Annotated in this window: 21 protein-coding genes; 14 read left to right on the top strand and 7 right to left on the bottom strand. The window is 35.9% G+C overall.

Translation table 11 applies throughout. From position 1 onward, the window contains the following. Together PSU83_RS14085 and PSU83_RS14080 are read right to left on the bottom strand one after the other, a co-directional pair. Positions 1 to 453, bottom strand: a complete 453-nt coding sequence (locus tag PSU83_RS14085) for a hypothetical protein (RefSeq protein WP_300590188.1) — start codon at positions 451 to 453, stop codon at positions 1 to 3. Between the two features lie 414 nt (positions 454 to 867). Next, entirely contained in the window at positions 868 to 1,368 is a 501-nt protein-coding gene (locus PSU83_RS14080) for a nuclear transport factor 2 family protein (protein WP_300590187.1), read from the bottom strand. A gap of 104 nt (positions 1,369 to 1,472) precedes the next feature. On the opposite strand from PSU83_RS14080, the gene PSU83_RS14075 reads away from it, so the two are divergent. The 3 genes from PSU83_RS14075 (at position 1,473) to PSU83_RS14065 (ending at position 4,333) form a co-directional block, all read left to right on the top strand. Next, positions 1,473 to 3,050: a L,D-transpeptidase family protein gene (locus PSU83_RS14075; protein WP_300590186.1), complete on the top strand. Its 1,578-nt coding sequence runs from the start codon at positions 1,473 to 1,475 to the stop codon at positions 3,048 to 3,050. Between the two features lie 311 nt (positions 3,051 to 3,361). Continuing rightward, positions 3,362 to 3,556, top strand: coding sequence for a hypothetical protein (locus PSU83_RS14070; protein ID WP_300590185.1), 195 nt, complete (start codon positions 3,362 to 3,364; stop codon positions 3,554 to 3,556). A 192-nt stretch (positions 3,557 to 3,748) separates the two neighbouring features. Beyond that, complete coding sequence (locus PSU83_RS14065; RefSeq protein WP_300590184.1) at positions 3,749 to 4,333, top strand: 2OG-Fe(II) oxygenase; 585 nt, start codon at positions 3,749 to 3,751, stop codon at positions 4,331 to 4,333. An 87-nt stretch (positions 4,334 to 4,420) separates the two neighbouring features. On the opposite strand, the gene PSU83_RS14060 is transcribed toward PSU83_RS14065, so the two are convergent. Beyond that, on the bottom strand, positions 4,421 to 4,831 hold the full coding sequence (locus PSU83_RS14060) for a hypothetical protein (RefSeq protein ID WP_300590183.1): 411 nt from the start codon (positions 4,829 to 4,831) through the stop codon (positions 4,421 to 4,423). A gap of 215 nt (positions 4,832 to 5,046) precedes the next feature. Next, positions 5,047 to 7,065, bottom strand: a complete 2,019-nt coding sequence (locus PSU83_RS14055) for a M13-type metalloendopeptidase (RefSeq protein ID WP_300590182.1) — start codon at positions 7,063 to 7,065, stop codon at positions 5,047 to 5,049. Between the two features lie 204 nt (positions 7,066 to 7,269). On the opposite strand from PSU83_RS14055, the gene deoC reads away from it, so the two are divergent. The 8 genes from deoC to PSU83_RS14015 all read left to right on the top strand — a co-directional run bounded on the left by deoC (position 7,270) and on the right by PSU83_RS14015 (position 13,725). Next, positions 7,270 to 8,172, top strand: coding sequence for a deoxyribose-phosphate aldolase (gene deoC, locus PSU83_RS14050; protein WP_300590181.1), 903 nt, complete (start codon positions 7,270 to 7,272; stop codon positions 8,170 to 8,172). A gap of 5 nt (positions 8,173 to 8,177) precedes the next feature. After that, positions 8,178 to 9,644, top strand: coding sequence for an aldehyde dehydrogenase family protein (locus PSU83_RS14045; protein WP_300590180.1), 1,467 nt, complete (start codon positions 8,178 to 8,180; stop codon positions 9,642 to 9,644). An 11-nt stretch (positions 9,645 to 9,655) separates the two neighbouring features. Then, positions 9,656 to 10,537, top strand: coding sequence for an aldehyde dehydrogenase family protein (locus tag PSU83_RS14040; protein WP_300590179.1), 882 nt, complete (start codon positions 9,656 to 9,658; stop codon positions 10,535 to 10,537). A gap of 118 nt (positions 10,538 to 10,655) precedes the next feature. Next, positions 10,656 to 11,624, top strand: coding sequence for a 2-hydroxyacid dehydrogenase (locus PSU83_RS14035; protein WP_300590178.1), 969 nt, complete (start codon positions 10,656 to 10,658; stop codon positions 11,622 to 11,624). 139 nt (positions 11,625 to 11,763) lie between these two features. Next, positions 11,764 to 12,150 carry a DUF4234 domain-containing protein gene (locus PSU83_RS14030; protein WP_300590177.1) on the top strand — a complete coding sequence of 129 codons (387 nt, stop codon included), beginning with the start codon at positions 11,764 to 11,766 and terminating at the stop codon, positions 12,148 to 12,150. Positions 12,151 to 12,203: 53 nt separating this feature from the next. Continuing rightward, positions 12,204 to 12,590, top strand: a complete 387-nt coding sequence (locus PSU83_RS14025) for a DUF2752 domain-containing protein (RefSeq protein WP_300590176.1) — start codon at positions 12,204 to 12,206, stop codon at positions 12,588 to 12,590. Positions 12,591 to 12,705: 115 nt separating this feature from the next. Beyond that, positions 12,706 to 13,107, top strand: coding sequence for a DUF805 domain-containing protein (locus PSU83_RS14020; protein ID WP_300590175.1), 402 nt, complete (start codon positions 12,706 to 12,708; stop codon positions 13,105 to 13,107). A 111-nt stretch (positions 13,108 to 13,218) separates the two neighbouring features. Further along, the gene (locus tag PSU83_RS14015; RefSeq protein WP_300590174.1) at positions 13,219 to 13,725 is read left to right on the top strand and encodes a DUF805 domain-containing protein; all 507 of its coding nucleotides are present in this window, start codon (positions 13,219 to 13,221) and stop codon (positions 13,723 to 13,725) included. Positions 13,726 to 13,769: 44 nt separating this feature from the next. On the opposite strand, the gene PSU83_RS14010 is transcribed toward PSU83_RS14015, so the two are convergent. After that, a complete protein-coding gene (locus PSU83_RS14010; RefSeq protein WP_300590173.1) occupies positions 13,770 to 15,587 on the bottom strand; it encodes a lysophospholipid acyltransferase family protein in 1,818 nt (605 codons plus the stop codon). Between the two features lie 217 nt (positions 15,588 to 15,804). Here PSU83_RS14010 and PSU83_RS14005 point away from each other — a divergent pair, with 217 nt between their 5' ends. The 3 genes from PSU83_RS14005 to PSU83_RS13995 are packed head-to-tail and all read left to right on the top strand — an operon-like array spanning position 15,805 to position 17,714. Continuing rightward, entirely contained in the window at positions 15,805 to 16,566 is a 762-nt protein-coding gene (locus PSU83_RS14005; protein ID WP_300590172.1) for an exodeoxyribonuclease III, read from the top strand. An 11-nt stretch (positions 16,567 to 16,577) separates the two neighbouring features. After that, positions 16,578 to 16,706 (top strand): hypothetical protein, encoded by a 129-nt coding sequence (locus PSU83_RS14000; protein ID WP_300590171.1) that lies wholly within the window; start codon positions 16,578 to 16,580, stop codon positions 16,704 to 16,706. 42 nt (positions 16,707 to 16,748) lie between these two features. After that, entirely contained in the window at positions 16,749 to 17,714 is a 966-nt protein-coding gene (locus tag PSU83_RS13995; RefSeq protein WP_300590170.1) for an OmpA family protein, read from the top strand. Positions 17,715 to 17,999: 285 nt separating this feature from the next. Here the strand turns inward: PSU83_RS13995 and PSU83_RS13990 are convergent, their stop codons facing one another. Together PSU83_RS13990 and PSU83_RS13985 are read right to left on the bottom strand one after the other, a co-directional pair. Next, positions 18,000 to 18,476, bottom strand: a complete 477-nt coding sequence (locus PSU83_RS13990; RefSeq protein ID WP_300590169.1) for a hypothetical protein — start codon at positions 18,474 to 18,476, stop codon at positions 18,000 to 18,002. A gap of 84 nt (positions 18,477 to 18,560) precedes the next feature. Further along, positions 18,561 to 18,920 carry a hypothetical protein gene (locus tag PSU83_RS13985; RefSeq protein ID WP_300590168.1) on the bottom strand — a complete coding sequence of 120 codons (360 nt, stop codon included), beginning with the start codon at positions 18,918 to 18,920 and terminating at the stop codon, positions 18,561 to 18,563. Between the last annotated feature and the right edge of the window lie 184 nt (positions 18,921 to 19,104).

Below are 19,104 nucleotides of genomic sequence, written 5' to 3'. Positions count from 1 at the left end.
TTAATTGAAAATTCTTTGTACAAACTTGCTAAACTTATATTGTAAGCCCTCTTTATTCATCACAGGACAAACTTCTTTGTTTGCAAGGCTTGCTGGCAGTATAAATCGTTGAGCCTTATAGTTTCCTGTTTTCATTAGTTCATCATACACCTTTTTGGAGTCAGCTACTCTGTTGTCGTGAAAATATACTACGACATTTCTTTTTACAATAATTTCACTTTTCACACCTTCGATAGCATGTAGCTTTTTCGTTATATCAATAGTGGAGGTCGAATCGAAAGCTTTGTCAAAATCAATACGACTAACTTGAATGGTGGCGCTCTCTATGGGTCTAGCATTTGCAATGTGGTATACTAATATTGCAAACATTAAAACTATAAAGCTCAATATACTTAATAAAGCAATCTTTATCTTCTTTCTATTGGTCATCTTAGGCTTGTCTTTGGTTGTCATAATCGTTTAGTTTTGTGTTTTATAAATTTACTTTAAAAGTAAATAATTCGTTTTCTATTATTAAATATAAGTTTTATTTAAATTAATTAGTAAATTTTTTTACTGTTTTTAAATCAAAAAGCACTGTTTTTGACACGAAACGAGCGCTTTTCTCTCTAAACAAAACTAACCAATCATTGTGTAAATAGTCATTGAGCAGGTATAAATTTTTTTGTACTATTTTCAATTTATCAATATAGTATGCAGTAAATAAAACTACATAAAACACTAAGAGTGACAGCGAAATGATTATAGTACATTGTTATCAAAGTGCTATTTACGTTTTTATTATAAATCATAATCGTAAAATTTGGCTACTATAAATCAACTACGAGAAAATAAAGAGTATGGTTTTCAAAGCAATAAAAAAAGTATTTATTTTTTATTTTCTAAAATAGTAATTAGGAGATCTTCAATAGGGGTTTTAATTTTGACTACTTCATCACTTACATCGTTTGGTATCGTCATCGAAAGGACATAGTGTTGTATTTTCCATTTGCCTTTTTGTAAAACCAAAACACCAGAACCACGACAAATTTTCATTTGAGTATTGAGTAATTCATCAAACCAAACTAATGTGTGGTTACTGTTAAAGTAAATATGTCTTTCAATCATAGAAAAACTCCAAGCCTTTCCTTTGTCAAAATGAGGTTTAGCATAGGCCATAAAAGCAGTCTTGTTCCAATTTTCTTTTGCATCGGTTCCAATGAAAAGGGCATCATCCGTCATGGCATTAAAATACGCATTAAAATCGGCTTCGGCTGCAGCCTTATGCCAGGAATCAAGAACAGCATTAACTTTAAATTCGTTAGTGCTTTGTGAACTTGCACTAGCAATGAAAAATGGTAATAGTATAAAAATAAATTGCTTTTTCATAAGAAACATAGATTGGTTTACTGTAACATTGCATCACCAAGTAAATATACGTTTACTGTACTATTAGTTTTTGTATTTTTATAAAATAAATTAGTTGCTGTTATATGAAAAAGGCAAGAGGTTATGGTTTCTTAATGGTGGTTTTGGTTGTGATTATTTCGTTAACCAGCTCATTTTGTGATAAGAAGAAAGAGGTTGCTGTAATTCAAAAAAGGAAGACAAACAGTTTTGTGCTTTCTTTTGATAGTACTTTAGTTGCTACTTTTTATGCCAAATATCCTAAGCTGGTAGTGTATAAAAAACAAGTCGTGGCTTTGTATAACCAGAACAACTATAATTTTATTTGGTTTGACACTAAAGGCAGAAAGGAAACCGCAGACGTTATTTACAATAAAATCAACAATCTTTATCAAGAAGGCGTTCAGGCTAAAATACCGTACAAGGAAACACTGGACCGGTTGATTGAAAAAAATGGAGCAAAACCAGATACTGATACCGAGTTATTCTTGTCAAATTATTATTTCTTTTACGTCAATAAAACCCTTCAAGGCATTGATAGCACCAAGACGGAAGAAATGGGCTGGTATCTGCCTCGAAAAAAACAGTCCTATGTTAGTTACTTAGATTCGCTGTTGGTTAATCCTAAGTTTGTTGATAAGAATGAGCAACTGATTGGTCAATATTACAAACTAAAAGTAGTATTACAGCACTACAGAGATATAGAACAAAAGGGCGGCTGGGACTCTATAGCTGTGCCTCGAGATTTTGTTTCTGTCAAACCTGGTGACAGTTTAGAAGTGGTTGCTAAAATCAGAACACGATTGTTTTTAACGGGAGATATTGCAGAAGATTCGGGAAATCAAGTGTACGGGTATTCCCTGCAACAAGCCGTTTTAAAATATAAAAAGCGCAACGGACTTACAGTAGACAAAATTATTTTGCCTAAGCACATCGATGAAATGAACGTTCCCATTAGTGAACGCATCAAAACAATTATTGTCAATATGGAGCGCTGCCGATGGATTTCTACTGATGTCACTAAGGCTAAAGAGTATATCGTGGTTAATATACCCTCTTACAAACTCACTTATTTTAAAGAAGGAAAAGTCGCGCTGAGTTCCAATGTAGTCGTCGGTACAACTATGAACAAGACCGTAATCTTTAGCGGAATGATGAGCTATATCGTATTCAGCCCTTATTGGAACGTGCCGACAAGTATCAAAGAAAAAGAAATACTTCCAGGGATTTCGAAAAACAGAAACTATTTGGCCAAACACAATATGGAATGGAGCGGCAGTAATATTAGACAAAAACCAGGGCCCTCGAATTCTCTGGGGTTGGTTAAGTTTTTATTTCCGAATAGCAATAATATTTACTTACACGATACACCTTCTAAATCATTGTTCAATTCAGAGAAACGCGCTTTCAGTCATGGTTGTATCCGGGTGGAAAAACCAGTGGAACTGGCCGAACTAATTCTTGAAAATGATCCACGCTGGACCAAAGAAAAGATATACGAAGCCATGCACAAAGGAAGAGAAAGTTGGTACACACTTAAAGAAAAAATTCCCGTATATATTGGTTATTTTACGGCTCTTGTTGATGAAAACGGCGCTATTAATTTCTACAAAGACATTTACCAAAAAGATGCGCAACTCGCCGCTATGTTGGTAGAAGAGTAATCTTTTTTCAACAATTTAGGAGCACAGCGTTTCCATTATTCGGGATGTTTGGTCCCGCTATCCGTTTTATCTGTTATTGTAAGATTGCGCAGCAAGCTCACAATAACAGGATGCCACTACTATCGGGGCTGGCGATTTCTTTTTGGTTTCATTTGGAGGTTTTCATCTAATCAAAATCCAAAACCATCAAGTATCATAAGTATACCTTAATTTTATTAGCCGCTCCAAATCGTATAACAATCCACCACAACTATATAACATACTTGATAACATATGCAAGAACTTTGAAGTTCATTTAAAAAACCACTATTATGAATTTAAAAAGAACTTTTGGAGCCATTCTTACCGTTTTAGGGATTGCAGGATTAATATATGCAGCTGTTGTTTTTGCAGGAACATCTGGCGGAGAAAGAGACGTTAAGTCGCTAATTATTTTCGGAATTTTGGGAGTAGTATTTTTTATCTCGGGAATAGGTTTAGTAAAAACAACTAAAGACGAGTCATAATTTACCTTTTGCTATCCAAAATTTCAACTAAATAGCGTAGTTGTAGTCTTAGATTTTACTTTATTAATTTACGAAACACTAGAGTTTTTAGTAAGCAGTTGAATAATAGTTCAATTGGTAACGCAGTCTATACATTAATTACATTATCTTGCCTCATTGCTTTACTATAAGACAAATCAACAATTAATGGAAATGGCATTTGAAACTTTGCTCAGTTCTTATTTGGAGCAAAAAGTAGGGATTTCAGAAGATTTTATTTCGGTGGCATTGTCACAACATTTACAAAATAATTTACTTCAGTTACTGGAAGAAGGTTTGTTAATAGCTGCCGGAACGGGTAATGATGGTAAGTTGTCGCATGACAAAAAAGTGCGGAGTGATACCATCTATTGGCTCGATAAAAAACACAACAATATTCACGAAACCGCTTTCCTCAAGCAGATGGAAGGCTTTATTGAGTACCTTAATTCCGAATGCTATGCCGGAATTACAAGTTATGAATTTCATTATTCCCTTTACGAAGCCGGAAGTTTTTATGTAAAACACCTTGATCAGTTTCAGGATAATTCAAGCCGCGCTTTCTCCATGATTAGTTACCTAAACGCAAATTGGAAGGAAGCCGACGGCGGAGAATTGCTTCTGCATCAAATTGGAAACAATCAAAAGGTTGCGCCAACCCAGGGAAAAACAGTCTTTTTTAAAAGTGATGAATTAATACACGAAGTTTTGGTTACTAATACCAGACGGATGAGTATTGCAGGATGGTTAAAAAGATAATATTCTGTATTTACAAGCTACACTATGTTTCTAGCAAATAAAAAAGACCTTGATTTCTCAAAGCCTTTTAAATAGGTGAACAGTTTTTTACTTGTTGAAATCACTTTTGTAATTAAGCAGTTTGGAGAAGTATTCCTGAATAAACACATGCTGTTCATCATAGCTCATTTTTTCTGCTGACTTAGTTTCTATTTTTAAATGATCATACTTGTGTTGTTCTCTAATAAGATTATATAATTCTGTTTTAGCCGTAGTTGGCCCAAAAAGAACAATCTCATCGTAATCCTTGATTTTTTCAATTAGCGATTTGTAATAGGCGGTTATCGATTGGTTTTCTTTGTTGTGAAATACATTTTCGCTATGTTGTAAGCCTTCCTGATTGTCTAAATCATCCATGTCAGACTCTACAATTACTACTTTATAATCCTCTGTAGTATATTCCATCAATCGCGCTGCAGAATGATCCATCCAAACACCTATTCTTTTTGTTGCTTTCATGTACTGTTGAATTTATTATTTACTTTAAAGATACAAAATAATGACGATACAGAGGATTAAAATAGAAAGGTTTTACAAAACAATAGTACCTGTAGAAAAAATAAATCATATAATTCAATGCTTTAAACGTTGCGAATTGCAATCCTTTAAATTAAAAAACCCCCAATCTCTTTTTAAAATGAGATGGGGATTTTTCTATATATGGTTTAAACAGTTTACCAAATCTTAACTCGTTTTTCAGGAGCAAGATATAAAGAATCTGTTGGCTTAATGTTAAACGCTTCGTAGAATTCCGGTACATTTCTCACGACACCATTAATTCTGTACTTAGCGGGTGAGTGTGGATCACGTGCAATTTGACTGCGAATAGCTTCTTCACGTGTTTTTTCTCCCCAGACTTGTCCCCAACCTAAGAATACACGTTGCATTCCGGTGAATCCGTCCATTACTGGAGCTTCTTTTCCGCCAAGAGTTGCTTTATATGCTTTTATGGCAATACTCAATCCACCTAAGTCACCAATGTTTTCTCCGAGAGTATACGCACCGTTTACATTTAAATCTGGAAAGGGTTTGAATTCATTATATTGCGCAATTAATGCGCCTGTTTTAGATTTAAAGGCTTGTAAATCTGCTGGAGTCCACCAGTTTTTCAACACTCCAGAACCATCAAATGTACTTCCCTGATCATCAAATCCGTGACCAATTTCGTGACCAATTACAGCACCAATTGCCCCATAATTTACGGCATCATCCGCTTTCAAATCAAAGAAAGGCGGTTGTAAAATAGCAGCTGGAAAAACAATCTCATTAAGCGATGGGTTATAATATGCATTTACTGTTTGTGGTGTCATGCCCCATTCCGCTCTATCTACAGGTTTTCCTAGTTTATCCAGAGTTCGTTTGTATTCAAATTCCAATGCTCTTTGCGTGTTGCCATACAAATCATTTTTAGCAATTTTCAAAGAAGAGTAATCGATCCATTTATCAGGATATCCAATTTTAATCATGAATTTATCGACCTTGTTCAAAGCTTCTTTTTTGGTTGCAGCGCTCATCCAATCTAATTTCTTGATGCTTTCAGCGTAAGCTTTCAATAAGTTTTTCACCATGGTTACCATGCGTTCCTTAGCTTCGGGAGAAAAGTGTTTTTCAACATATACTTTTCCAACCACTTCACCTAAACTCCCGTTTACTGTACTTACAGCACGTTTCCAATCTTCTTCTTGTTTTTCCGTACCGTTTAATGTTTTGCTGTAAAACTCAAAATTTTGGTTGTCTAATTCCGTTGTTAACAAGCCAGCAGATCGGTTAATTAAACCCCATTTCAAATAGGTCTTCCAAGTATCAACAGGAGTGCTTTTGATGATAGTATTCAAGTTTTTCAAATAATCAACTTGTGTTACCACAATATTTTTTTCTTTATCAATACTTGCTTTAGATAACATAGCATTCCAATTAAAATCGGGCATTACCGTTTTTAAATCGGCAGTAGCATATTTGTTATACAATTTCATCATGTCGCGCGTATCTTCCTTTTTCATGTGTTGGGAAGCTATTGACGTTTCAAGCGCCATAATTTTAGCGGCACTTTCAGCTGCATTTGGCATACCACTTAACTGAAACATTTTCTCCACATGAGCAACATATTTCTTACGAATGTCAACCATCTTAGCATCCTTAGAAGAATAGTATTCTTTTTCAGACAGACCCAGTCCGCTTTGCCAAGTAATCAAAATGTTTTTTGTGGGATCTTTAAAATCAGTATATACTGAAATATTGAAAGGAATACTGATTCCGGTTCTGTTAGCTGTTCCAAAAAAAGTTGCCAAGTCATCATAATTTCCAATGGCATCAATAGCTTTTAATTCGTTTTGAATTGGCGCCATTCCTTTTGAATCTCTATCTTTTCTATTCATGAAAGAAGAGTAACAATCGCCAATTTTTTGTTCGTTACTACCCTCAGCATTACTACCTTTTGCCGCTTCTTCAATAATGGCTTTTACATCTTTTTGAGATTTGTCATACAGCATATCAAAAGCACCATAAGAAGCTTTGTCAGCCGGAATTTTCATCGTTTTTAGCCAAGTTCCGTTTACGTAGCTGGCAAAATTATCTCCAGGTTTTACTTTTGCATCCATATTTTTTATTGAGATACCCGATGTAAGTTCTTCTTTCTTAGCGCACGAAGCCATAACTAAAGCTGCAGCCAGTATAGAAATTTTAATGTTTTTCATGTGTTGGTTTGTTTATTATTAGTGCTAATGTAATCAATTATGAAACATTAGTTATTAGTTCAGGAGAATTGTTACACATGCGGTATTCTATAACGTACAGGAGGGTTTAAATAATTGCTAATTATCGGTTTTTGTCATTAAGATATTTATATATTTGTTAGTTGATGCTGATTCAAACGCACCAATTTTTAATTGAAATACTAAATGAAACATACTGATTTTTTAAATTCCCCACGCATTGACCAAGTTGGAATTCAGGACAGAATTGCCAGAATTACAGCGCGAAGCATCAAAAAAGAATCAAAAATGCAAGGGCTTTATATGGCTTTGAATATGATTGATTTGACGACTCTTGAAGGTGCGGATACTGATGAAAAAGTAAAGCAACTTTGCTTCAAAGCGCATCACCTGCATGATGATATTGCGGGATTGCCCACTACTGCTGCCGTTTGTGTTTATCCAAATTTTGTAAAACTTGCGGTCAATGAGCTGAAAGGAACGGGTGTAAAAGTAGCCTCAGTTGCCACCGCTTTTCCAAGCGGACAATCGAGTGCTGAAATCAAGTTGCTAGATGTAAAAATGGCCGTAGATGGCGGAGCCGATGAGGTGGATATGGTAATCAGTCGAGGAAAATTTCACAGCGGTGAATACAATTTTGTTTTCGATGAAATTGCCATGATTAAAGAAGCTTGCGGAAAGAATGTTCGACTAAAAGTTATACTAGAAACAGGCGAAATCGGAACATTGGATAAAGTACGTCAAGCGAGTGATATCGCCATGTATGCTGGAGCCGATTTCATCAAAACGTCAACAGGTAAAATCAAACCCGCCGCAACTTTGCCCGTAACTTTAGTGATGCTCGAAGCCATCCGTGATTATTATTATAAAACCGGAATTATGATTGGAATGAAACCTGCAGGCGGAATTTCGACATCTAAATTAGCGTTGCAGTATCTATTAATGGTAAAGGAAACGCTTGGCGGAAAATGGTTAACCAATGAGTATTTCCGTTTCGGAGCCAGTAGTTTAGCGAATGATGTTTTGCTTCAAATCGTCAAACAAAAATCCGGTATTTACCAATCACATGATTACATTTCTAAAGTTTAATCCGAATGAAAAAAACACATAAAATAGATTTTAGTTCCCATTGGAATTTAGCGCCAGCACCAGAAAGCACGACACACTTTAAGCTGAAAGAAACTTACGATTTGTTTATCAACGGAAAGTTTGTCGCGCCAAAATCCGGAAAGTATTTTGACACTATAAATCCAGCCAATGAGAAAGTTTTGGCCAAAGTTGCCGAAGCGAATGAAGCCGATATTGATTTAGCAGTAAAAGCAGCCCGAAAAGCATACGATACAACGTGGTCCAAATTATCCGGAAAAGAACGCGGAAAATACATTTACCGAATTGCCAGAATAATTCAAGAAAGAGCGAGAGAATTTGCGGTTGTTGAAACCTTAAATGGTGGAAAAGCCATCCGTGAATCCCGTGATGTAGACGTTCCATTGGCAGCAGCCCATTTCTTTTATTATGCCGGATGGGCAGATAAATTGGAATATGCTTTCCCAAATAGAAAACATAAATCACTTGGAGTTGCAGGACAAATTATTCCATGGAATTTCCCTTTATTGATGGCTGCATGGAAAATTGCACCAGCGTTAGCTGCCGGAAATACAGTGGTTATCAAATCTTCTGAAACGACCCCTTTAACTTTATATTTATTAGCCGAAGTGATTCAGGAAGCGGGATTACCTGCCGGAGTGGTGAATATCGTTTCGGGTGCTGGACTTACAGGGGCGCATATTGTAAATCATCCGGATGTGAATAAAATTGCATTCACAGGTTCTACGGCAGTTGGTAAAATTATAATGAAGGCGATTGCCGGAACTTCAAAAAAATCTACGATGGAATTAGGTGGAAAAGCGGCCAACATCATTTTTGAAGATGCTGCTTTAGACCAAGCCGTGGAAGGAATTGTAAACGGAATTTTCTTCAATCAAGGACATGTCTGTTGTGCAGGTTCTCGTTTGTATGTGCAAGAATCGGTTTTTGACGTTGTCGTTCAGAAATTGAAAGACCGAATGCATTCACTGCACGTTGGAGATCCATTAGATAAAAATACTGATATTGGGGCTATCAACTCCAAAAAGCAATTAGAAACAATCAATAAATATATTGAAATCGGGAAACAAGAAGGTGCCGAAATGTATCAGCCTGCTTGCGATTTACCATCAAAAGGGTTTTGGTGCCGACCAACATTATTTACGAAAGTAAGCCAGTCAAACCGGATTTCCCAAGAAGAAATTTTCGGACCCGTTTTGACAATCCAAACATTTAGAACGGTAGATGAAGTTATCGAAAAAGCAAACAATACTCCTTACGGGTTATCAGCTGGAGTTTGGACCGACAAAGGGTCAAAAATTTTCAACATGACGTCACAATTGCGTGCTGGAGTGGTTTGGGCGAATACCTTTAACAAGTTTGATCCGGCGTCTCCGTTTGGGGGTTACAAGGAAAGCGGCTTCGGAAGAGAAGGCGGTTTACACGGATTGGAACCTTATTTAAAATTTGAATAAAAACTATCATTATGTCAAGAATAGAAGTTTTGAAAACCTATAAAATATACATCGGCGGAAGTTTTCCAAGAACCGAATCGGGACGCTATTATCCGCTTATTGCTAACAAAAAAACTTTGGCTAATATGTGTTGGTCGTCTGTAAAAGATTTCAGAAATGCTGTCGTAGCGGCTAGAAGTGCGCAAGGCGCATGGTCGCATAAAACTGCTTACAATCGGTGCCAGATTTTATACCGAATTGCAGAAGTACTCGAAGGTAGAAAAGCCCAATTTGTAGAAGAATTAGAATTGCAAGGAATCAGCAAAACTAAAGCACAGCAAGAAGTTGATTTGAGTATCGACCGACTCATTTATTATGCGGGTTGGTGCGATAAATACACGCAATTATTCAGCACCGTGAATCCGGTTTCGGGAAGTTATTTTAACTTTTCAGTTCCAGAACCATCGGGAGTCGTATCCGTTTTCGCTCCGCAACAAAGTGGTTTGCTTGGTTTAGTAACCCAAATTGCTTCGGTCATTTCTGGTGGAAATACCTGTGTGGTTTTGGCTTCCGAACAATTGGCTTTATGCGCAATAACTTTTGGAGAAGTTTTAGCGACCTCAGATGTTCCTGGCGGTGTGGTTAATATTTTAACAGGAAATCAAGCGGAATTGGTATCGCAATTTGCAGCGCATAAAGACGTCAATGCTATTTTATATTGTGGTAAGGATTCAGAAATTATTGCGAAAATTCAAGATTTAGCTATCGAAAATTTAAAGCGCGTTATCCTTCGTGAAGACAGTGATTATTTTGATGACAAACACGAATCCCCGTATCTGATTTTCGACTTTCAGGAAATTAAAACAACTTGGCATCCAATTGAAGTGATTGCTGGGGCTGGTGCAGGGTATTAATATAAATTGCAGTTCTAAACATCTAAGCCATCATAGAAATTTGATGGCTTTTTTTTTATGCTCAACTCTTTTCTGTGTCCTTCAATAAATAGTATCTTTACTTTTTCAACACAAAACTATGTCCATTCAAGACGTTAAAATACTTCACATCGATAGCAATCATTCTTTGCTTTGGGAACAATTAGAACAAGCTGGTTTTCAAAACGAAGCAGATTTTATTTCATCAAAAGAAGCTGTCGAAAACAAAATCCACAATTATCAAGGAATAGTAATCCGTAGCCGATTTAAAATTGACAAAGATTTTATTGACAAAGCGGTTAATCTAAAATTCATTGCACGAGTTGGTGCCGGGTTGGAAAGTATCGATTGTGATTATGCAGTATCCAAAAATATTCATTTGATTGCTGCTCCGGAAGGTAATCGGAATGCGGTTGGTGAACATGCGTTAGGAATGCTTTTGTCCTTAATGAACAAATTGAATCGCGCAGACCGATTGGTACGAGAAGGGAAATGGATTCGCGAAGGCAATCGAGGTTACGAATTAGAAGGCAAAACTGTTGGACTCATCGGTTATGGCAATATGGGAAAATCATTTGCCAAGAAATTACGAGGATTTGATGTTGAAGTGCTCTGTTATGACCTTCTGCCTAATGTTGGCGATGAAAATGCCAAACAAGTTGCGTTTTCCGAATTGCAAGCTAAAGCCGATGTTTTGAGCCTACATATTCCGTGGACACCAGAAACCGATAAAATGATAAACTCCAATTTTATCAATGCCTTTGCCAAACCGTTTTGGTTCATCAATACGTCCCGCGGAAAAAATGTAGTGACGGATGATTTGGTTGCCGCTTTAGAATCGGAAAAAGTTCTCGGTGCTGGTTTGGATGTGTTGGAATATGAAAAATTGTCTTTTGAAAACCTCTTTTTGTCATCCCCAGCGCAGTCTAGGGAGCTCCCTAAAGCATTCGACTATTTGCTTAAATCCGAAAATGTATTACTCACACCACATATCGCCGGTTGGACCTATGAAAGCCACGAAAAATTAGCGCAAGTTATAGTGGACAAAATCCTGAAATTATACACATAAGAAAGGTCATACTCTGAAAATTTGCTTTGGCAGGATTTGAGATTTATAAAAATAAAAATCAATTATAGATTCCAATTGATAGCGCTTTCTTATATTTTTTTATATTTTAGCCTTAACTAACAATCAAAAACAAAAAAACATGGAAATAATTGACTCACCAAATCCAAGCTGGAACAAACCGCCAAACATTCCCGAATTTAAAGTAGATCCAGTATTAGTATTGGTTTTCAGTTTTTTAACCTGCGGACTGTATCTTATTTACTGGAACATCAAGGTAGCAGAGGTTTTCAATGCTGTTGCAGAAAGAGAAATAATATCAACGCCATTAGCCGTATTTTCAGGCTGTTGTTTGCCTGTTCACGTGTATTTCTATTATATAGTTGGAAAAGACGGTTTGCCAAAAGTGTATAAATTGACAGGTGAATTAGAAAAAGATCAATCTACATTACTTATTATTTTAGGCTTCTTTTTCCCAATCGCTGCAGCAATGATTGTTCAAGGCGATATCAACAGATTGTACAAATAGAAAATAAAATAAAATATAAAATTTACGGTATTATTGGTGCGTTTCTAACACTAATGATACCGTTTTTTTTAATGCTTAACGACAAAAACAATCAACTTAAAAACGATCAATCACTTTGTCCTATTAAGATGCTCACAGGATTTCCTTGTCCATCTTGCGGAATTACTAAATCGATAGTTTCTATTTATAAAGGCAATTTAATAGAAAGCATTGGATACCATATTTTAGGGCCGATTACCGTAGTTTTTTGTTTTTTGATTATTGGACTCTTATCCTTTGAAATATTAACTAAAAAGGAATACTTCAACAATTATATCTACAGTAGAAAATTGGCATACGGATTGGCAATTTTTATTGGTGTTTATCATGTGATTCGCTTAGTCTATTTTATACACGAACATTCTTTTCAAGAAATTTTAAAAGAATCGCTTTGGAAGTGACCCGCTTTTTTAACAAAATAAAAAGTATAGCTAAAATTCTATATATTTGAAACAAGTAACCAAAAGGAGCAACCGAAAATCCCTAAGAGTAGGACTAACTAAAAACTAAAAACTTATGATTAACTGGTACAAAAAAGTGGTATTTGAAAACTACGCAAATTTTAACGGACGTGCAAGGCGTTCAGAATATTGGTATTTTGCATTAATGAATTTAATACTATTTATTGTTGCAGCACTATTAGACAATCTTCTAGGCTTTAACTTTGCTCCTCTGCCATATGGATACTTATATGCGCTATTAGGATTGGCAACTTTTATTCCTGGATTAGCTGTAGCGGTTAGACGCCTGCACGACGTGGGCAAAAGCGGTTGGTTTTACTTCATTGTATTGATTCCAATTATTGGTGCGATATGGTTACTAGTTTTATTCTTTACCGAAGGAGACCAAGGAGAAAATCAATACGGTTCAGATCCAAAGTCTAGTGGAGAAGAAATAAACGAAATAGGAACTGAATAGTTTTTTATTTTAAAAATCACTTTGTATTTCAACTGTTTTTATTTGAAACAAGTAACCAAAAGGAGCAACCGAAAATCCTTAAGAGTAGGGCTGACCAAAAACTAAAAATTTATGATTGATTGGTACAAAAAAGTAGTGTTTGAGAATTACGCAAATTTCAGCGGGCGCGCACGACGTTCAGAATATTGGTATTACACCTTAATGACTATAATTATTTCAATAGTCTTAATGATCGTAGACGAAGTATTGGGTTTAAAATTTGGAGCCACTAAAAGTTCTGGAATTCTAAACTCAATATACAGTCTCGCGGTGATTGTTCCGGGACTGGCCGTTTCAGTCAGAAGACTTCATGATATTGGTAAAAGCGGCAAATTATTATTGCTTTTTTATGTAGCTATTATCGCTTTGGTAGTAGTTATGGTAGTTTCGGGACTTTCACTGTTTATGACTGGCGAAGGAACTCCGGGAATCGGTTTTTTTATTCCGTTACTACTAATTTTAGCAATGTCTATTTGGATGTTGGTCCTCTATTGCACAGAAGGGAATCAAGGGGCTAATAAATACGGTTCAGATCCAAAATCTAGTGGAGAAGAAATAAACGAAATAGGAACTGAATAATTAGTGTTCAAAATCTAAAAAGTCCCGAATCATTCGGGACTTTTTTATTTATAGTTCTTTTCTTTTCTTTCCAGTTCGGCCTGAAATTCTTCCATGACTGGTTTTACCGTGCTTTCGGGCAAATCGGCTATTCGAATGTACATTAAACCATCAACGGCATTGTTGAACTTCGGATCCACATTGAATGCCACAACACGCGCATTTTGTTTGATGTATTTCTTGATTAAAACAGGCAAGCGCAAACTTCCAGGTTCTACTTCATCAATGATTTTATCAAATTTATTCAGATCGGCTTCCGTTTCGTTGAATACAAAATCCTTATCCGCATCTTTCAGTTTAACTTTGAACTCCTTTTTCGGATGAATATACTGCGCCACATAAGGATCATAGTAATGCGACTTCATAAATTCAATCATCAGCGATTTGGAAAATTCTGTAAATTGGTTACTAATGCTCACGCCGCCAATCAGGAATTTATGTTCGGGATACCGCAAAGTGGTGTGTACAATTCCTTTCCAAAGCAAGAATAACGGCATTGGTTTCAGCTGATACTCATTAACGATAAAGGCTCTTCCCATTTCAATGGATTTCGACATCATATCGTATAATTCGGGTTCAAAACGAAATAAGTCCTGTAAATAAAAACCTTCGATGCCATATTTTGGGAAAATTTCAGAACCCAATCCCATTCTATAAGCGCCCGCAATTTGTTCTGTTTCTTCATCCCATAAAAACATATGGTGATAGTAAGAATCACATCGATCCAAATCAATAGCTTCATTTGTTCCTTCGCCAACAGCTCTAAACGTGACTTCGCGCAAACGTCCAATTTCATGAAGAATATTCGGAATCACATCGGCTTGAGCCAGAAAAACCCAATAATTTTTGCTTTGTAGCAAACGATTATCACCACATTTTAAGACTTCAATTTCTTCTAAAATTTTATCGTGGTTGGCTGGTTTTACAATCTGTTTCGGATTTTTTGCTGTTTTTAAATTCAGATTTAGATGTAAGTTTTGCGGGTCGAAAAGCGTACTTTCTTTATTGAAAGAATTCGCAAGCATATAGGTTTTCTTTCTCAGAAATTCTGAGTATTCTTCGATAGTTTTATGTTCGTTTTGTTCGTTAACCGAAATAGGCTTTCCAATACGTACTTTAATGACTCGGTCTTTTTGTGTCAGCAATTCAGAAGGTAACTTTGCCGTTCTAAGTGTTGGATTTATTTTGGATAAGATGTAAAAGAAACGACTATTTTTGGCATGGAAATAAATCGGTACTACCGGAACTTGTGCTTTTCGGATCACTTTAATGGCGCCTTCTTCCCAAACTTTATCCACAACCAACTGCCCATCTTTATAGGTAGAAACTTCTCCGGCTGGAAACATGCCTAACGGTTTTCCATCGCTTAAATGCCGCAAGGTTTCCTTAATTCCAATCACACTAGATTTAGCGTCTTTGCGATCTTCAAAAGGATTTACCGGCATGATATAAGGCTTCATCGGCTCAATGCGATGCAAAAGAAAATTCGCTATAATCTTGAAATTAGGTTCTCTTTCGAGCATCAGTTTCAATAAAAGGATACCATCAATTCCGCCTAAAGGATGATTGGAAATAGTAATGTAAGCGCCGTCTTTTGGCAAACGTTTGAAATCTTCTTCGGGAATTTCAAACTTAATTTGAAACTCATCCAAAATAGCATTAAGGAATTCTACTTCGCTTAAATGTTTATTTCGGTCGTATATTTTGTTTAGGGTCGAAATCTTTAAAGCTTTCATCAATAGCCAGCCACAAAAAGTGCCAAAGACTCCATATTTGTCAGTGTGTATTGCTTTCGCAACTTCTTTAGCAGTAACTAAACCCATTTATAACTTGTTTTTTGGCAAGAAACAAAGATAACAATTCTACTGAAATAGGGTTAACAAATTCAAGATTGTTGACTAATGATTTTTGATTTTTGAAGTAAAAAAAATTCTGCAATCTTATGTCGTTAATCTTAAATCACAAATCTATTTTATTTACTTTTGAACCCGAGGCATTTTAGCCGAATTGAACGAAGTTAAAAACACTAAATTACACTCCATGAGAATTATTTCTTATAACGTAAATGGTATTCGTGCCGCAATTACTAAAGGATTTTTAGACTGGATTCAACAAGCCAATCCTGATGTAATTTGTCTGCAGGAAATAAAAGCTAACGAAGATCAAATTCCAGTTGATGAGATTACGGCGGCTGGTTACCCGTATCAATATTATTTTTCTGCACAAAAAAAAGGCTATAGTGGTGTTGCTATTTTATCCAAAATAAAACCCAACAAAGTAGTTCGCGGAACCGAAGTTACACACATGGATTTTGAAGGAAGAAATTTAAGAGCTGATTTTGACGATTTGTCGGTAATGAGTTTGTATTTACCGTCGGGAACAAATTTGGATCGTTTGGACCACAAGTTCAAATACATGGATGATTTTCAGAATTATATTGACGCATTGAAAAAGGAAATTCCAAATCTTGTCATTTGCGGCGATTATAATATTTGCCATGAAGCCATTGATATTCACGATCCAATTCGCAACAAAACCGTTTCTGGTTTTTTACCCGAAGAACGCGCTTGGCTCGATAAGTTTATGAAATCAGGTTTCGTTGATAGTTTCCGTCATTTTAATAAAGAACCACACAATTACAGTTGGTGGAGTTACCGCGCCGGAGCACGAGGCAATAATAAAGGCTGGCGTATCGATTATAATTTGGTAAGCGAAAATCTGAAAGACCGCATGAGCAGAGCCGTAATTTTACCCGAAGCCAAACATTCTGACCATTGTCCAATTTTGGTCGAAATTGATTAATAAATAGCATTATGGAAAATAAAAACGAACCGAATAATAATCCTGAAAAAAATCCGTATATAAAATCGATTTTGATTTTTGTAATTGTATTTGCCATCGCTTTCTTTGGAACGCGCAGTTTGATGACGTATTTTAAATAAACTAGGTTTTGACCTAAAATGTATAAGTAATACTAGAGTATAATGATAAAAAAAATAATTTTTGGCTTAGCCATATTGACTATGATGAGTTCTTGTGTTTCTAAAAAAATCTACAATGATTTGGAAAACAAATACACCGATTTAAAAAAAGAGAACCGTGTAATGACGGATGAAAACGATGAACTTCGTAAGGCTAATGCCGAATTTGATTCGGTGAACCGAGCTTTAATGGCGGATCTGGAAAAAACCCAGGCAGAAAGAGCCAAGCTACAGGCAGATTGTACCGCAACGAGCAACAACTTGAAAACACTACAGGATTCGTATGCTGCATTGGAAAAAAACAGCAATGATGCATTACAAACTAATATGTCTAAAAACAGGGATTTGTTAGCGCAATTGGATGCTAAAGAAAAATCATTGGCGGCTGAACAAGATCGTTTGAATAAATTAAATGCGGAATTGGCATCCAATACCAAACGTTTGAACGAATTGGAAAGTATGATTGCGGCGAAAGATGCTGCTATGAAACGATTGAAAGATACGTTGTCTAAAGCGTTGAATGCCTTTGAAGGAAAAGGATTGACGGTAGAAGTGAAAAACGGAAAAGTTTATGTGTCTATGGAAAATAAATTGCTTTTCGGAACCGGAAGCTGGGCTGTTGGTGCAGAAGGAAGAAGAGCTGTTGTTGAAGTTGGAAAAGTATTAGCACAAAATCCAGATATTACCGTGTTAATTGAAGGGCATACGGATAACGATAAAATACTTGGAACCATTGGTGGTGGAATCGAAAGCAACTGGGATTTATCAACTAAGAGAGCCACGGCAATCGTAAACATTTTAGCTGAAAACGCCGGAATCAAAAAACAAAACTTAACGGCTGCAGGTCGTGGTGAATTTGCTCCAATCATGAGCAATGATACGCAAGAAGGCAAAGCTAAAAACCGTAGAATTGAAGTTATTCTGACTCCAAAATTAGATGAAATTTCTAGAATGCTGAACGACTTTTAGTCTTAGACTTATCCGTTGGGTATCCTTATCATTAGTTTAATGAAAAATAGATTTTAGCTTTTTTCGAATTCAATTATAACAGAAAATGTCAATATGAGTTTGTCGAAGACCTTTTTTGAAGCACTTCGACAAGCTCAGTGTGACAAACTGCTACTAATTGGCGCTACTATGTAATTGCACCTAACCTGTTTAAATTAAATTAAAATTTAAGCCCATCAAAAGTACTTTTGATGGGCTTTTTATTGATCTGATAAAAAAAGCGAACTCAAAGTCCGCTTTTCAATTTTAAAGATGTTTTTGAATCGTCTCCTGCCACTGCTGCGCCAGTTTTAATTCTTCATGAGCATATACAGGGATTAGGTAATTTCTATCCGAATCATGAAAAAGTACGGAATTGTCTATTGGAGTTCCTTTTTTTGACATAAAAACCCATTCAATTTTTTCCAAAACATTAGATTTTCCTAGCGGACTTGAAGTAGCTACGGCACAACTTTCGCTTTGATTCAAATCTTGAAACGTAACAAGTGGCTCTTTAAGATTGAAATCAATAAAAAGCAAGCCTTTCTTTTGAGGATCCATTCCTAAAACTTTACGCCCTTGATTCGCGATAAGTTGGAAGTTGTATTTATTCTCCTGACTGTGTTTTGCAAAGAGGCTCTTCACGTGTTTTTGGTCTATATTTTTTGCGTTTAATATAAAATATATTGGAAGCACTATTATTAGTAGAAGCACAAATCCGATAATCATTATTGATGTATCCATGGTCATTTTGTTTAATAAAGTTAGTATTGCTATCCTTTGGGAATGCAACGAAATCAATTTTTAGAAACTAAAAAAAGAGAAACTTTACCAAAAAAAATGATAGGGAAATAAGAGCGGAGAAACACTTTTACAGCGATTTACATCTTGTAGAATTACATGAGTTTGTGCTGTAGGCATCGACAACAAATCAGTATCACAACCAATAAACAAAATCCCAACAGTAGGATTTACCAGTTTAATCGAATGTTCCATCATCATACTGACATGCACAACCTGCGGCTGCAACATGTTTTTATGAAAACTATCTGCGGGTTTGTTAAGACTTAGAGGGCGAGGATCTTGTAATTCATTGGTAGAACTAACAGATTTCGCAACAACCGAATAGCTAATAAGCATCAGTAGTGCTAGGATCTTGCCGAACGCTAAGAATTTCTTGGTGGACATGCCGCAAACATAGCCCTTATTTAAAAGAGTAGTGATAAAATAAAGTTAAAACCCATAATTTTAGAAACGCGGCAAGTATTCAAAATTAATTCCAATTACATTTCTTAATTTGCAGCGTAAAAATTTAGTAAAAGACTAATAATATCCACTGCGAAACTGGGAATTTCACTTTCAAATTCTAAAA

Source organism: Flavobacterium sp. (genome assembly GCF_029945805.1).
Taxonomy (GTDB): domain Bacteria; phylum Bacteroidota; class Bacteroidia; order Flavobacteriales; family Flavobacteriaceae; genus Flavobacterium.
The sequence above is the reverse complement of the archived record's forward strand: the minus strand, read 5'-3'. Positions and strand labels throughout refer to the sequence as shown.

Coding starts and splice junctions, on each gene's coding strand:
- PSU83_RS14085 (WP_300590188.1), bottom strand. CDS start 453: ATGACAACCAAAGACAAGCCTAAGATGACCAATAGAAAGAAGATAAAG.
- PSU83_RS14080 (WP_300590187.1), bottom strand. CDS start 1,368: ATGAAAAAGCAATTTATTTTTATACTATTACCATTTTTCATTGCTAGT.
- PSU83_RS14075 (WP_300590186.1), top strand. CDS start 1,473: ATGAAAAAGGCAAGAGGTTATGGTTTCTTAATGGTGGTTTTGGTTGTG.
- PSU83_RS14070 (WP_300590185.1), top strand. CDS start 3,362: ATGAATTTAAAAAGAACTTTTGGAGCCATTCTTACCGTTTTAGGGATT.
- PSU83_RS14065 (WP_300590184.1), top strand. CDS start 3,749: ATGGCATTTGAAACTTTGCTCAGTTCTTATTTGGAGCAAAAAGTAGGG.
- PSU83_RS14060 (WP_300590183.1), bottom strand. CDS start 4,831: ATGAAAGCAACAAAAAGAATAGGTGTTTGGATGGATCATTCTGCAGCG.
- PSU83_RS14055 (WP_300590182.1), bottom strand. CDS start 7,065: ATGAAAAACATTAAAATTTCTATACTGGCTGCAGCTTTAGTTATGGCT.
- deoC (WP_300590181.1), top strand. CDS start 7,270: ATGAAACATACTGATTTTTTAAATTCCCCACGCATTGACCAAGTTGGA.
- PSU83_RS14045 (WP_300590180.1), top strand. CDS start 8,178: ATGAAAAAAACACATAAAATAGATTTTAGTTCCCATTGGAATTTAGCG.
- PSU83_RS14040 (WP_300590179.1), top strand. CDS start 9,656: ATGTCAAGAATAGAAGTTTTGAAAACCTATAAAATATACATCGGCGGA.
- PSU83_RS14035 (WP_300590178.1), top strand. CDS start 10,656: ATGTCCATTCAAGACGTTAAAATACTTCACATCGATAGCAATCATTCT.
- PSU83_RS14030 (WP_300590177.1), top strand. CDS start 11,764: ATGGAAATAATTGACTCACCAAATCCAAGCTGGAACAAACCGCCAAAC.
- PSU83_RS14025 (WP_300590176.1), top strand. CDS start 12,204: ATGATACCGTTTTTTTTAATGCTTAACGACAAAAACAATCAACTTAAA.
- PSU83_RS14020 (WP_300590175.1), top strand. CDS start 12,706: ATGATTAACTGGTACAAAAAAGTGGTATTTGAAAACTACGCAAATTTT.
- PSU83_RS14015 (WP_300590174.1), top strand. CDS start 13,219: ATGATTGATTGGTACAAAAAAGTAGTGTTTGAGAATTACGCAAATTTC.
- PSU83_RS14010 (WP_300590173.1), bottom strand. CDS start 15,587: ATGGGTTTAGTTACTGCTAAAGAAGTTGCGAAAGCAATACACACTGAC.
- PSU83_RS14005 (WP_300590172.1), top strand. CDS start 15,805: ATGAGAATTATTTCTTATAACGTAAATGGTATTCGTGCCGCAATTACT.
- PSU83_RS14000 (WP_300590171.1), top strand. CDS start 16,578: ATGGAAAATAAAAACGAACCGAATAATAATCCTGAAAAAAATCCGTAT.
- PSU83_RS13995 (WP_300590170.1), top strand. CDS start 16,749: ATGATAAAAAAAATAATTTTTGGCTTAGCCATATTGACTATGATGAGT.
- PSU83_RS13990 (WP_300590169.1), bottom strand. CDS start 18,476: ATGGATACATCAATAATGATTATCGGATTTGTGCTTCTACTAATAATA.
- PSU83_RS13985 (WP_300590168.1), bottom strand. CDS start 18,920: ATGTCCACCAAGAAATTCTTAGCGTTCGGCAAGATCCTAGCACTACTG.